Origin of the sequence: Rhodococcus sp. Q, assembly GCF_005503035.1 — a bacterium.
In the GTDB taxonomy this organism is placed as follows: Bacteria; Actinomycetota; Actinomycetes; order Mycobacteriales; family Mycobacteriaceae; genus Rhodococcus_G.
Map to the genome: position 1 here is coordinate 45765 of NZ_SCOY01000030.1, position 13985 is coordinate 59749.

Sequence of the window (13985 nt, forward strand, 5' to 3'; positions counted from 1 at the left end):
CGGCATTGCCGGTCCTGGTGCATCAACGGATTAGAAGGAGTCTCCATGGATAAGATCGTCGCTCTGCTCACCGATCTTCTCGGCACCATGTCCGCCGACGGTGGGGCCACGCCTCCGGTCACCGAGACCCCCGCAGAGTAGGTCGCGATCGGGGCATCGCCCCGGCCGCGCCAGTGCATCCGTCCACCCCGCTCGGACCCGAGCGGGGTGGACGTGTTCCTCGGGTCGCGCGATTCGCTCAGGTGCGGACGAGCCGTTCGACCGCGATACGGATCTCGTCGGGGATCGGCACGGGACGCCGTGTCTCGGAGTCCACGTACACGTGAACGAAGCGACCTGTCGCAGCCAGGTCGAGGCCGTCGCCCGCAACGCGGAAGATGGCCAGCGAGTAGGTGATCGAGCTGCTTCCGAGTCGGTCGACGGCCAATCCGATCTGGAGGGCGTCCGGGAAGCTCAGCTCACGGCGGTACGTACAGGACGTCTCCGCGACGACGCCGATCGCGGGCAGGTCGCGGATGTCCACCCCCGATTCGTGGATGAGGAATGCGTTCACCGCCGTGTCGAAGTACGAGTAGTAGGTGACGTTGTTGACGTGCCCGTAGTGGTCGTTGTCGGCCCACCGGGTGGGCACAGGCCAGAGGACGGGGTAGTCGGCTGCGGTCGGGACGGAAGCGGCGTCGGCGGTCACGAACCGACCCTAACCACCCGACCGAACGCGTCGCGGCTCCGCCCGCAGCAGCAGTCGGATCACCAGGCCCGCCGCCAGTGCCCAGAACGCGGAACCGATCCCGACGAACGCGACGCCCGACGCCGCCACCAGGAAGGTCAGCACCGCAGGGAGGCGATCCGACTCGTCGGACAGCGCCGACACCAGAGCGCCTGCGAGGGTGGCGAGCAGGGCGAGGCCGGCAACCGTCTCGACGACGCCGGGCGGTGCGGCAACCACCAACGCCGAAAGCGCCGCCGATGTCACGGCGAGAACCAGATAGGACAGCCCAGCGGTGAACGCCGCGACCCACCGTCGGCGCGGGTCGGGGTGTGCGGTGGGGCCGGCCGCCAGCGCGGCACTGATCGCGGCGAGATTGATCGCGTGACCGCCCGCGGGTGCCCCCACCACCGTGCCGATACCCGTCACGGCCATCGCAGCGCGCCACGGGACCCGGTAGCCGAACGACGCCATCACCGCTGTGCCCGGGATGTTCTGCGACGCCATCGTCACGACGTACAGCGGTAGGGCGATTCCCACGAGGGCCTGCCACGACCACTGCGGGACGGTGAGATCGAGTCGGGGGACGAGTGCGGTCCGGTCCACGGTCGCGTTGCCGGACGCCAGGTCGATCGATATCACCACCGCGGCGGTCGCGAATGCCGCGGGCACAGCCCAGCGGGTCGAGAACCGTTGCAGGACGAGCCACACCACGATGACCGGCGCCACCGCGACGGGTGAAACACGCAGAGCGGTGACGGGTTCGAGGCACAGGGGGAGCAGCACGCCCGCGAGCATCGCCTGCGCCAGCGGGACGGGAATCGACGCGATGAAGCGCCCCAGTCGCGGCCACAGCCCGGTGAGGACGACGGCGACACCCACCGCGACGAACGCTCCGACCGCGGCAGGCCACCCGCCTGCGACGGCGCCGGAACCCGCGAGCAGCGCCGCACCCGGTGTCGACCAGGCGAGCGTGATCGGCATCCGGAACCGACGGGCCAACCACACCATTCCGACGGCCTGGGTCACGCACAGCGCCAGCAGCCCCGAGGCGGCCTGCTCGGGGCTCGCACCCACCGCGCGCAGGCCGGTGAGCACGACCGCGAACGAACTCGTGAAGCCGACGAGAGCGGTGACCACCCCGGCGACGATCGCGTGACCGGTACCCGGATCGGACGGGGACGAGCGGGATTCGGCTGGTGCAGGCACGACCGACATTGTCCCCGGCACGTCGCAGCGGCCTCGCGCGGTGGTTCCCACCCGGCGCCGGGGCCACCCGAGGAGTAGCTTGTGATCCACACCACACGCCGACGACGGGACCGGCACATGACGCCACCGATCGCGACCTGGTTCCGCCGACGCCTCGGACTGGTGGCTGTCGCCGCCACCGGACTACTGGTACTCGCCGGCTGTTCCGATTCCGGCACGGACACCACGACATCGGCGACGTCCGGATCCGCAACGGCAGGATCGGACGCACCGTTGGACCCCGAACTCTCACAACGCCTCGACGTCGCCATCGAGTCGGCGATGCAGCAGGCGTCGATACCCGGCGCGATCGTCGGTGTCTGGAGCCCGGACGGCGCCTACGTCACGGCGCACGGCGTTGCAGACAAGGCCACCGGCGCGCCCATGGAGACCGACTTCTACAGCCGTATCGGCAGTGTCACCAAGACGTTCACCGTCACCGGGATCCTCCAACTGGTCGACGAGGGCACGGTGGGCCTCGACGATCCGATCGACAAGTACATCCCGGGTGTTCCGGGAGGTGACCGGATCACGATCCGGGAGCTGGCGCGCATGCAGAGTGGGCTCGCGAACTACACGGCGAGCGAGGATTTCCAGAAGGCGTTCTTCGCCGACCCGAACGCCCCGTTCACTCCTCAGCAGCTCCTCGGATACGCATTCGCGCTGCCGGCGTCGTTCCCGCCCGGCGAAGGGTTCGAGTACTCGAACACCAACACGACCCTGCTCGGCCTGGTCGTCGAGAAGGTCAGCGGAATGCCGCTGCCCGACTACGTCACCGAGAAGATCCTCGCGCCGCTCGAGCTGGACGACACCAGTTTCCCCACCGATGCGGCCTTCCCCGAGCCTCACGCGCAGGGGTACACGACGCAGACCCTCGACGGAAACGAGACCACCGCGACCGACTGGAACCCTTCCTGGGGCTGGGCGGCCGGCGCGATGATCTCCACCCTCGACGACCTGCGGATCTGGGCTCCCGCTCTGGCGAACGGAACACTCCTCACCCCCGAAACGCAGGCGCAGCGGCTCGAGACCGTCACTGCTCCCGGCTACGCGCCGGGGGTCGGCTACGGGCTCGGGATCTTCAACGTCGAGGGCTGGATCGGGCACAACGGCAGCCTCCCGGGATACCAGACCGTCGTCGTCCACCTGCCGGAGAAGGAGATGACCCTCGTCATCATGATCAACACCGACGAGGCGTACGAGGGGAGCGAGCCGAGCACGCTGCTGGCCAACGCGATCACGCAGGTCATCACCCCGGACCACGTGTACCGACTGGCCGAGAAGGCGCCGACGCAGGCTCCGCCCGCAGCGCCCACGACGCAGGCTCCGCCCGCAGCGACCACGATGGTGCCGACTCCCACCAGTTGAGCCTCGCCGGGCGGCGTCAGGCGCGGGAGAACTCCGACGCCCGGCGGATCTGGTCGGCGGTCGGCATGACGCCGGTGTAGAGGACGAACTGCTCCGCGGCCTGCAGCGCGATCACCTCGGCGCCGGTGACGACGGACTTCCCGGCGGCGCGGGCGGCCCGGATCAGCGGCGTTTCCGGCGGCATCGCGACCACGTCGAACACGGTGTCGGCGGCGTGCACCGCGTCGTCGGCGAACGGGGAGTCGTCGGCTCCCGGACCGCCCGCCATGCCGATCGGGGTCGCGTTCACGAGAAGTCGGGGACGCAGCCCGCCGAGGTCCGGCTGCCAGCCGAAACCGTACTGCTCGGCGAGCGCCCGACCGGTCGACTCGTTGCGCGCGATCACGGTGACGTCGGCCAGTCCGGTGTCCCGCAGCGCTGCGACGACGGCCTTCGCCATCCCGCCGCTGCCCGCGACAGCGGCGCTCGTGGTGGGTTCGACCGCACGGTCCCGCAGGAGTGTGGCCACGGCCTGGTAGTCGGTGTTGTAGGCGTGCAGCACGCCGCCCTCGTTGACGATGGTGTTGACCGAGTCGATCGCCGACGCCGAGGGGTGCATCACGTCGACGTGGGCGATGCACGCCTCCTTGAACGGCATCGACACCCCGCAGCCCCGAATCCCCAGGGCCCGGATGCCTGCGATCGCCGCAGGCAGATCGGTGGTCGTGAAGGCCTTGTACAGGAAGTCGAGGTCCAGTTCCTCGTACAGGAAGTTGTGGAACCGCGTCCCGATGTTCGAGGGTCGCGCGGACAGGGACATGCAGAGTGTCGTGTCCCGGTTGACGGTGTCCTTGCTGAGTGGGCGCACCCGTCCACGGTAGCGCCGGGAGCTGCGGCGCACCTGTGAGCGAGTGACTCGCATCACGCCACGCCGTACAGTCGAGGGGTGTCGCGACCGGGGTGGATGGCGAAACCTGCGGCAGCAGTGCGGAAGACCTCCCGGTGATGTCCTGAGCTGGGCCTAGTTGCCGAACGATGGGCGAGGGTTGACCGTTGGCGCGCCGAGCGGCTAGCAGTACGCTTGTTATGTTTGGCTCCGCAGCCCGGGGTTACCCGCGTTGTATGGGTTTACGAATTGAGTCGTTCGCCGACCGCTCACAATGCGGACGGCAACCGTGTGACCAGGGGAAACTTCCTAGGAGGACGCGAAGTACATATGTCCAAGATCAAGGTTGAGGGCACCGTCGTCGAACTCGACGGCGACGAGATGACACGCATCATCTGGCAGTTCATCAAGGACAAGCTGATCCATCCGTACCTCGATGTGAATCTCGAGTACTACGACCTCGGTATCGAGTACCGCGACAAGACCGACGACCAGGTCACCATCGACGCCGCGAACGCCATCAAGAAGCACGGCGTGGGCGTCAAGTGCGCGACCATCACCCCGGACGAGGCGCGGGTCGAGGAATTCGGTCTCAAGAAGATGTGGCGGTCGCCGAACGGCACCATCCGTAACATCCTCGGCGGCACCATCTTCCGCGCGCCGATCCTGATCTCCAACGTGCCGCGCCTGGTTCCGGGCTGGACCAAGCCGGTCATCGTCGGACGTCACGCCTTCGGCGACCAGTACCGCGCCACCGACTTCAAGGTTCCCGGCGCAGGCACGGTCACCATCACGTACACCCCCGACGACGGCTCCGAGCCGATCCAGCACGAGGTGTGCAAGATTCCCGAGGACGGCGGTGTCGTCATGGGGATGTACAACTACAAGAAGTCCATCCAGGACTTCGCGCGGGCGTCGCTGGCCTACGGCCTGCAGCAGAACTACCCGGTCTACCTGTCGACCAAGAACACGATCCTCAAGGCCTACGACGGCATGTTCAAGGACGAGTTCCAGCGGATCTACGAGGAAGAGTTCAAGGCGGAGTTCGACGCCGCGGGCCTGACCTACGAGCACCGCCTCATCGACGACATGGTCGCCTCCTCGCTCAAGTGGGAGGGCGGCTACGTCTGGGCCTGCAAGAACTACGACGGTGACGTCCAGTCGGACACCGTCGCGCAGGGCTACGGCTCGCTGGGCCTGATGACCTCCGTGCTGATGACCCCGGACGGCAAGACCGTCGAGGCGGAGGCCGCGCACGGCACCGTCACCCGGCACTACCGCCAGCACCAGCAGGGCAAGCCGACGTCGACCAACCCGATCGCGTCGATCTTCGCCTGGACCCGTGGCCTCGAGCACCGCGGCAAGCTCGACAACACCCCCGAGGTGATCGACTTCGCACAGCAGCTCGAGGACGTCGTCATCAAGACCGTCGAGGGCGGTCAGATGACGAAGGATCTCGCGCTTCTGGTCGGTGGCGACCAGGGCTACCTGACCACCGAGGAGTTCCTCGGCGCGCTCGACGAGAACCTGCGCAAGGCGGTCTCGGCGAAGTAGGTCACGCCACGTCACGAAGGGCCCCTGCCCGGTCGGATCACGACCGGGGCAGGGGCCCTTCGCTGTGGCGGCACTCTCGGGTGAGCGAGCTCACCGGCCCCCACCTGGAGGTTCGTCGCCGACGCGACGACAATCGACGGGTGGTTTCGTCGACGCTGTCCCGCTCCGAACGTCCGCTCTCCCGGCGGTCACTCGCGATGCTCGCCCTCGCGCTCGGCGGATTCGGGATCGGCACGACCGAGTTCGTCGCCATGGGACTGCTGCCCGAGATGGCAGGGGGACTCGACATCAGCGAGCCGACGGCGGGACACGTCATCTCCGCCTACGCGCTCGGGGTGGTGGTGGGCGCTCCGCTCATCGCGGCCCTGACCGCGCGAGTCCCCAGGCGAACCCTGCTGATTGCGCTCATGGTGGCGTTCACCCTCGGCAACGCGGCGTCGGTGCTCGCTCCCGACTATCCGACGCTGATGGCCGCGCGGTTCGTCGCCGGGTTGCCGCACGGCGCGTACTTCGGCGTCGCAGCACTGGTCGCGGCCCACCTCGCGGAACCGGGCCGCCGCGCCAAAGCCGTCGCGAACGTGATGATCGGCCTGTCGATCGCGAACGTCGTCGGGGTCCCGGTCGCCACGTGGCTCGGGCAGCACCTCGGCTGGCGAAGCGCGTTCGCCCTCGTCACCGTCATCGGAGTCGCGGTCGTCGCGTCCCTGATCGCATGGATCCCGCGACTGGACGCGATGCCGACGACCAACCCGATCACCGAACTCGGCGCGCTCACCCGGGTGCAGGTGTGGATGACGCTGCTCATGGGCATGGTCGGTTTCGGCGGCATGTTCGCCGTCTACTCGTACATCAGCACCACGCTCACCGACGTGACCGGCCTCGCGAAGTCGCTGATCCCGGTGGCATTGATGCTGTACGGGCTGGGCATGGTGGTGGGAAACGTCGTCGGCGGCCACCTCGCCGACCGTGCCCTGACGAAGGGGCTCGCCGTCTCGATGACCGCGCTGGCGCTGATCCTCGCGGTCTTCGTGATTGCCGTGCGGACGCCGGTGACCGCGCTGGTGTTCGTGTTCCTCATCGGCGTCGCCGGGTCGGCGATGGTGCCTGCCCTGCAGACCAGGCTCATGGACGTCGCCGCCGACGCGCAGACCCTGGCCGCGGCCCTCAACCACGCGGCATTGAACGTCGCGAACGCGTTCGGCGCCTGGATCGGCGGCGTCGTGATCGCCGCCGGATACGGATACACGGCGCCCGCCGCGGTCGGGTCGATGCTCGCGGTCGCGGGGCTGGTCGTACTCGGCTTCGCGGTCCTGTTGGAACGCAGAAAGGCGTCCACGCAGGTCACCGGGTGAGGTCCGCCCGTGTCGGCGCGCTCCGCTACGGTGTCCTCCCGTGCCGCACATCATCACCACCGTCAACGTCAACGGCATCAGGGCCGCAGCCAAGAAGGGTCTGCTCGAGTGGCTCGCCGCCACCGATGCCGACGTCGTTTGCCTGCAGGAGACCCGCGCCGACGACAAGCAGCTCCGAACCACCCTGGCGTCCGCCCTCGACTCCGGATGGCATGCCGTCAGTGCCGAGCCGGAGGTCAAGGGCCGCAACGGTGTCGCGGTGCTCTCGCGGCGGCCCGCGGACGCCGTGCGGATCGGCCACGGCGACGACGAGTTCGCCGGTGCGGGCCGCTACCTCGAAGCAGACTTCGACGACCTCACCGTCGCCAGCCTCTACCTGCCGTCCGGGGAGGTCGGCACGGATAGGCAGGTGGAGAAGGAACGATTCCTCGCCACGTTCGGCGCACACCTGTCGGCCGCTGCCGCGGCGGCCACGCAGGCAGGCCGGCACATGGTGGTGTGCGGTGACTGGAACATCGCGCACACCGAGCTGGATCTGAAGAACCACAAGGGCAACGTGAAGAACTCGGGATTCCTGCCCGAGGAACGTGCCTGGATGGGCGCGGTGTTCGGAGAGTACGGCTGGGTCGACGTGGTGCGCGGCCTGCACCCCGACATCGCCGGGCCGTACACCTGGTGGTCGTACCGCGGAAAGGCGTTCGACAACGACTCCGGATGGCGGATCGACTACCAGGCCGCCACCCCGGAACTCGCGGAGCGCGCGAAGGAAGCGGTCGTCGAGCGCGCGGAGTCGTACGACCAGCGCTGGTCCGACCACGCGCCGGTGACGGTGCGCTACCGCTGACCGGTTCCGTCGCCTCCGGGACTGCATGAAAAGATCGACGCATGTCGAGTTCCGAATCGTCCGCGCCCACCGCCAAGCAGCGGGTGCTGTCCGGTATCCAGCCGACCGCCGACTCGTTCCACCTCGGCAACTACCTCGGCGCGCTCGCCCAGTGGGTGCAGTTGCAGGACGATTTCGACGCCTTCTACTTCATCCCCGACCTGCACGCCATCACCGTTCCGCAGAACCCGAAGGATCTCCGCAAGCGCACCAAGATCGCCGCGGCGCAGCTGCTGGCGCTCGGGATCGACCCGGAGCGGTCGACGCTGTTCGTGCAGAGCCAGGTGCCCGAACACGCGCAGCTGGCGTGGGTTCTCAACTGCATCACCGGTTTCGGTGAGGCGAGCCGGATGACGCAGTTCAAGGACAAGTCGGCGAAGCAGGGCACCGAGGCGGCGACGGTCGGCCTGTTCACCTACCCCGTGCTGATGGCTGCGGACATCCTGCTGTACCGCCCTCAGCGCGTGCCGGTCGGCGAGGACCAGCGTCAGCACCTCGAGATGGCCCGCGACCTCGCGCAGCGATTCAACACCAGGTTCGGCAAGACGTTCGTGATCCCCGAGGCGCAGATGATCAAGGGCACCTCCAAGATCTACGACCTGCAGGATCCGACGTCGAAGATGAGCAAGTCCGCCGCATCCGACGCGGGCCTGATCAACCTGCTCGACGACCCGAAAGTGTCCGCCAAGCGCATCCGGTCCGCCGTCACCGACAACGAGCGGGAGATCCGGTTCGACCGCGAAACCAAGCCGGGCGTCTCGAACCTGCTCACGATCCAGTCCGCACTGTCCGGGACGAGCGTCGAGGACCTCGAAAAGGGTTACGAGGGCAAGGGTTACGGCGACCTCAAGGCCGACACCGCCGACGTCCTGGTCGAGTTCGTCACCCCACTGCGTGCGAAGGTCGACGAGTACCTCTCCGACCAGGCCGAACTCGACCGCATCCTCGATGCGGGCGCGGATCGGGCGCGCGAAGTGTCGTCCCGTGTGCTGGCGGCCGTCTATGACAAGGTGGGGTTCCTGCCGCAGAAGGGCTGAACCGAAGGAGACGTAGCAGGTGCCGGACATCAAGGGGTTCCTGGAGCGCCGACGTGCCGCCTGGCCCTGGCTCGATCACGTCGTCCGTGCCGCCGGTCGCTACCAGGACAACAGGGGCGACTACTTCGCCGCGGGTATCACATATTTCAGTGTGTTCGCGCTGTTTCCCCTGTTGATGGTGGCCTTCGCGATCGGCGGCTTCGTCCTCGTCCGGGACCCCGCGCTGCTCGACTCCATCCACGACGCCGTCACCGAGGCGATGCCGGGAGATCTCGGAGTTCAGATCAACGAACTCATCGACTCCGCCATCGCGGCGCGCGCCACCGTCGGTGTGTTCGGTCTGCTCGTCGCCGCGTACTCGGGACTCGGATGGATGGCGAACGTCCGTGAGGCGTTGACGGAGATGTGGGAGCAGCAGCATCCCAAGTCCGGGTTCGTCGCGACGAAACTGCACGACCTGGCGAAGCTGGGTGGACTCTTCGTCGCGGTGGTGGCGTCGATCGGGCTGTCTGTGCTCGCCGGAGGCGGCGTCATCGGAACCGTGCTCGAATTCCTCGGAATCGACGATCTCGGCTGGGTGCAGTCGCTCGTCGAGATCGGGCTGAGTGTGCTTGCGCTCGCCGTGACGTGGGGTCTGCTGACCTGGGCGATCGCCCGGCTGCCCCGGGAACCGGTCACCCTGGGCAGCGCTGCCCGCGCTGCGCTGATCGCTGCGATCGGCTTCGAGATCTTCAAACGGGTCGGGGTGATCTACCTGCAGAGCGTCACCGGCGGTCCGGCGGGCTCGACATTCGGTCCCATCATCGGTCTGCTCGTCTTCATCTACTTCACAGCGCGGCTCGTCCTGTTCTCGACAGCGTGGGCGGCGACGTCCCACGACAACGAGGCCCGCGCGTTCGTGCCGCCGCCCGAGCCGGCCGTGATCGAGGTGGCCGCGCCTGCGCCCGCGAGGCGCACCACGTTCGCCGAGGCGACGGTCCTGGTCGGGACGGGCGTCGCCGCGACGCTCGGGATCGGTGGGCTGCTGCGGCGCCGCCGAGCCAAGCGCTGACGGGGCGTCGCCTAGCGCCGTCGGCGGCCCTGAACAACAGCGGCCGACGCGACGAGCACGGCGATGATCCCGCCGCCCACCGCGACGATCGTTGTGGTCGACGCGCCACCCGAGGAGTGCGTGGCTGCGCCCGCCGCGGACACCGGACTCGCGCCCGCAGGCGGCGCTGCAACGGTGACGGAACCGGTGGACTCCGCTTCGTCTGAGGACACGCTGCCGGGTTCGACGAGGGCACCCACCGACGTCGATTCGGGGAGGGCAAAGCCGTAGTCGAGGAGTCGCGCGGCCTGCTCCCACGGGCGGATCGGTTCGACGTCCGCCTTCACCAGCGTCACCACCAGCCGTCGTCCGCCGCGATCCGCCCCGGCGACGAACGTCTGCCGGGCGTCGTCCGTGTAGCCGGTCTTCCCGCCCAGTGCGCCGTCGTAGTTGTAGAGCAGCCTGTTGTCGTTGGACAGCGCGAAACCGGGGCGCGGGGTGTCGGTCGGATCGGCGGGGTCCTCGGGAAACCCCGGGAAATCCACCGTCTGTGTCCGGATCATCTCGGCGAACGTGTCGTTGCGCATCGCCGCGCGGTAGATCAATGCGAGATCGTAAGCGGACGTGGACATTCCGGGTCCGTCGAGTCCGGAGGGTGTGGCTGTGCGCGTGTCGTGGGCGCCGAGCGCCACGGCGAGTTCGTTCATCTTCCGCACTGTCTCGGCGTCTCCGCCGAGCTGGGTGGACAGCGCATGGGCGGCGTCGTTGCCCGACGCCATCACCAGCCCCTGCAGCAACTGCCGGTTCGTGTACACCCCGCCCTTGCCCAGGCCCACCGCGCTGCCCTCGATGGCGGCGTCCTCGGCGGTGGCCGTCACCGTGGCATCGAGGTCCAGCTCGTCGAGCGCGACGAGCGCCAGCAGCATCTTGATCGTGCTCGCCGGTCGATAGCGGCCGTGCGGATCCTTCGCCGCGAGCACCTCACCGGTGTCGAGGTCGGCCAGCACCCACCCGGTCGCGGAGATGTCCGCGGGTAGCGGGGGAGTGTTCTCGGCGGTCACCACACCGCACTCGTCGAGGTCTCCGCCGCCGACGACATCCGACGGGACGGGAAGCGGGGCCGGCGCCGTCTGCCCCGGGGCCGGAACCTCGGAGAGATCGATCGCAGGCGGTGGCACAGACCGGTTCGGGCACGAGTCCGTGTTCGGGGTCATGAAGGGTGCGCTGGTGGGCGGTACGCCGTCCGGCGGCTGCTGCGCCGCCGCGGGGGCACCGACCAGGACGAGCAGGCCGACCGCGACAGCGGCAACGGCGCAGCCCCTCACCCCGCGGCGCGTCGGCGTCGGGGCGAGCGTCATCGAAGTTCTGCCGAGCATGGTCATCGCGGAGGCAGGGTAACGCACAACACCCTGCCGGTTACACCCCGGCAGTGGTGGCGGCGCGTCTGCGCGGGCGGTCGTACGCCGTACAGACCGCGAGGATCCACTGCCGATCCGTCACGCTCTCCGGTGTGCCCAGCCACCCCGGATCGAACGGTTCGACTTCGACCGCAGTGCGATGCAGCCAGCCGGCGACCGCATCCGCCTGTGTCGACATCTCCGTGGGTGGTTCGGACGCACCACGGGTGATCAGTCCGGCACCCGCGTGCAGGTACAGGCCGTCGAGGATCTGAGACACCCGATCGTCGGCCGTCAGCGTCGTCGTCACGGACTTGTAGTCGCTGTCGAGCAGTTCTGGATGCGCCGTGGTCAACATCGTCCACACCGTCCTGGTCCGGCGCAGATCGAGGCGTGCTCGCGCCCATGCCTCGATCATCACCGACGAGCAGCCGGCGCTGACGAGTATCACCGCGAGCGACCACCACGCCGACCGGGGTGAGACGTGATCGTCGACGGCCGTCGCGAGGTTCACCGCGCACATCGCCGCAATCACAACCAGTCCCGCGCTGTACAGCCCGATCGCCCGCCCGAGCGGGTTCCAGCGGATGTACCGCACCGACACTCCGGTCGCGAACAGCGACGCGACGACCAGATAGGCGGACGTGACCGGACTGTGGTGGGCGGACATCAGTTCCACAACGACGACCACCCCCGCGACCAACGCGGACGCAGCCGCGAGTGGCCACTGCGGGCGCGTGCTCAACACCGTCAGCGACGCAGTCGCGATCAACGCGGTCGTCGCGGCGAACAGCACCAGGCACAATTCGAACACCGTCGCGGCCACACCGTCGCTGGAGCCGTCCAGCAACTCGGTCATGGTCGTCGTCCGCACCGTCGCCGCCACCGTCAACGTCACCGCCGCGATCGCGATCGCGATCCGCGCCAGGGACGGAGGACGAACGGTCAACCGGCCGATGCGAGCACCCACCGCCGTCGAACACAGCAGCGCGACAACCCAGGTGATCACCCGAGAGCCTCGTCGAAGCAGAGCAGTGGACGCCAGTCGTCACCGCGGTCGAACTGGCCGAGTCGCTGTAACAGTCGGACCGCGAATGCCTCCGCCTCCCACTCGTGCAGTGCCTCGCGATCCGGATCGGCCGAGCCCGACGATCGCTGGCTGAGCATGTACGCGATCAGGTCGTCGTCGGCCGCGAGAGTCGCCTCCTTGGCTGCAGCACCAGGGTGGCGGAAAACGATGTGTCCGACTTCGTGGGCAAGGGTTCTCGTCACACTCGGCAGGCTACGCGCGAGCACGATCCGATCGTGATCGGCGAACTCGCGGCGCTGTCCCCACACCCCGGGACCCAGATCCTCGTACACGATCTCGATCGGACGACGACGCCTGTCGGCCAACGACTGGACGATGTCCTCGATCGTCACCGCATGCGTCTGCGCAGCCATGTCCAGGACGGCGTCGACCGCAGCCAGGACGCGGCGATGATCGCGGACCGGACGCGACCCGTCACCGCGCGCCGACTCGGTGCGGGAGGCGGTCACGGCCGCGGCTCCAGGAACTCCGCCCGCGCGCGATCCAGACGCAAGCGAGTTGCGCGTGCACTCCGGAAACTCATGAACCCCGTCGCACCGGCGGCAGCCAGAACTGCTGTCACGCCTGCGGTTGCCGCGCCGACGTCGCCACCCGGGCGCGACGCCGACGCCAATGCCACATCCGGCTGCGACGGCGCAGCGTACGTTGCCGCACCCGCGGTCGATTCCGACCGCGCCGCCGTCGATGCGCTGTCGGATACGGCGGCGGGCTCCGCTGCCGCATCGGTGCGGTTGTCGCGCTCGTCCATCCCCTGATCATCACCCGCCGCCTCGTCCGGCGAGAGCGGTTCGGGTGCAGTGGTCTGTTCGGGTGCGGTCGGCTGGTCGGACTCGCTCGGCTGCTCGGGCGCGGCGGACTCCGGGCCGGACGGCGGAGTCGGCTCGTCGCCCGCATCGCCTCGGGTGTCGTTGCCGCCGCTGGGCCGCTCCCCGTCGGCACGTTGCGTCGTCGACGTCGACGTCGACTCGGCTGTGGTCGTGGTCGGTTCGACGGTCGTGGTGGTCGGCTCGGCCGTTGTGGTGGTCGGCTCCACGGTGGTGGTGGGTTCGACGGTGGTGGTCGTCGGTTCGACGGTTGTGGTGGTGGGTTCGACCGTCGTCGTCGTCGTCGTCGGCTCGGCGGTCGTGGTCGTCGGCTCGACGGTGGTGGTCGTCGGCTCGGCCGTCGTGGTCGTGGGTTCCACGGTGGTCGTCGGCTCGACGGTGGTGGTGGGTTCGGTCGTGGTGGTCGGCTCGACGGTGGTGGTGGTCGGCTCCACGGTGGTGGTGGGTTCGACGGTGGTGGTCGTCGGTTCGACGGTTGTGGTGGTGGGTTCGACCGTCGTCGTCGTCGGCTCGGCGGTCGTGGTCGTCGGCTCGACGGTGGTGGTCGTCGGCTCGGCCGTCGTGGTCGTGGGTTCCACGGTGGTCGTCCAGTGTCTTATACACATCACCGAGCCCACGTAACTAAGGCGAA

At 68.6% G+C, this 13985-nt stretch carries 12 protein-coding genes and 1 pseudogene; 6 read left to right on the forward strand and 7 right to left on the reverse strand.

The window, feature by feature from the left end:
- Window positions 1-238: 238 nt before the first annotated feature.
- Both FFS72_RS21295 and FFS72_RS21300 read right to left on the reverse strand, forming a co-directional pair.
- Window positions 239-688, reverse strand: coding sequence for an acyl-CoA thioesterase (locus FFS72_RS21295; protein WP_137875807.1), 450 nt, complete (start codon window positions 686-688; stop codon window positions 239-241).
- A gap of 9 nt (window positions 689-697) precedes the next feature.
- The gene (locus FFS72_RS21300; protein ID WP_137875808.1) at window positions 698-1924 is read right to left on the reverse strand and encodes a benzoate/H(+) symporter BenE family transporter; all 1227 of its coding nucleotides are present in this window, start codon (window positions 1922-1924) and stop codon (window positions 698-700) included.
- 108 nt (window positions 1925-2032) lie between these two features.
- Here FFS72_RS21300 and FFS72_RS21305 point away from each other — a divergent pair, with 108 nt between their 5' ends.
- On the forward strand, window positions 2033-3322 hold the full coding sequence (locus tag FFS72_RS21305; protein WP_137875809.1) for a serine hydrolase domain-containing protein: 1290 nt from the start codon (window positions 2033-2035) through the stop codon (window positions 3320-3322).
- A 16-nt stretch (window positions 3323-3338) separates the two neighbouring features.
- Here FFS72_RS21305 and FFS72_RS21310 read toward each other — a convergent pair whose 3' ends face one another.
- Entirely contained in the window at window positions 3339-4169 is an 831-nt protein-coding gene (locus FFS72_RS21310) for a shikimate 5-dehydrogenase (RefSeq protein WP_283235441.1), read from the reverse strand.
- A 348-nt stretch (window positions 4170-4517) separates the two neighbouring features.
- Between FFS72_RS21310 and FFS72_RS21315 the strand changes: the two genes are divergently transcribed.
- From FFS72_RS21315 to yhjD, 5 genes are all read left to right on the forward strand, one after another.
- Window positions 4518-5741 carry an NADP-dependent isocitrate dehydrogenase gene (locus FFS72_RS21315; RefSeq protein ID WP_137875811.1) on the forward strand — a complete coding sequence of 408 codons (1224 nt, stop codon included), beginning with the start codon at window positions 4518-4520 and terminating at the stop codon, window positions 5739-5741.
- Window positions 5742-5938: 197 nt separating this feature from the next.
- Entirely contained in the window at window positions 5939-7093 is a 1155-nt protein-coding gene (locus FFS72_RS21320) for an MFS transporter (protein ID WP_137875817.1), read from the forward strand.
- A gap of 40 nt (window positions 7094-7133) precedes the next feature.
- Window positions 7134-7937 carry an exodeoxyribonuclease III gene (locus FFS72_RS21325; RefSeq protein WP_137875812.1) on the forward strand — a complete coding sequence of 268 codons (804 nt, stop codon included), beginning with the start codon at window positions 7134-7136 and terminating at the stop codon, window positions 7935-7937.
- Between the two features lie 41 nt (window positions 7938-7978).
- Window positions 7979-9013: a tryptophan--tRNA ligase gene (gene trpS / locus FFS72_RS21330; RefSeq protein WP_050063742.1), complete on the forward strand. Its 1035-nt coding sequence runs from the start codon at window positions 7979-7981 to the stop codon at window positions 9011-9013.
- A gap of 19 nt (window positions 9014-9032) precedes the next feature.
- On the forward strand, window positions 9033-10064 hold the full coding sequence (gene yhjD, locus FFS72_RS21335) for an inner membrane protein YhjD (protein WP_137875813.1): 1032 nt from the start codon (window positions 9033-9035) through the stop codon (window positions 10062-10064).
- 11 nt (window positions 10065-10075) lie between these two features.
- Here the strand turns inward: yhjD and FFS72_RS21340 are convergent, their stop codons facing one another.
- The 4 genes and pseudogenes from FFS72_RS21340 to FFS72_RS26680 form a co-directional block, all read right to left on the reverse strand.
- The gene (locus FFS72_RS21340; protein WP_137875818.1) at window positions 10076-11401 is read right to left on the reverse strand and encodes a D-alanyl-D-alanine carboxypeptidase family protein; all 1326 of its coding nucleotides are present in this window, start codon (window positions 11399-11401) and stop codon (window positions 10076-10078) included.
- Window positions 11402-11459: 58 nt separating this feature from the next.
- Entirely contained in the window at window positions 11460-12449 is a 990-nt protein-coding gene (locus FFS72_RS21345) for a hypothetical protein (protein WP_137875814.1), read from the reverse strand.
- Window positions 12446-12979 carry a M78 family metallopeptidase domain-containing protein gene (locus tag FFS72_RS21350; protein WP_171018777.1) on the reverse strand — a complete coding sequence of 178 codons (534 nt, stop codon included), beginning with the start codon at window positions 12977-12979 and terminating at the stop codon, window positions 12446-12448. Before FFS72_RS21350 ends, FFS72_RS21345 begins: the two co-directional genes overlap by 4 nt.
- Window positions 12976-13985: pseudogene (locus FFS72_RS26680) on the reverse strand (hypothetical protein); the annotation flags it as partial. The gene FFS72_RS21350 and the pseudogene FFS72_RS26680, both read right to left, overlap by 4 nt.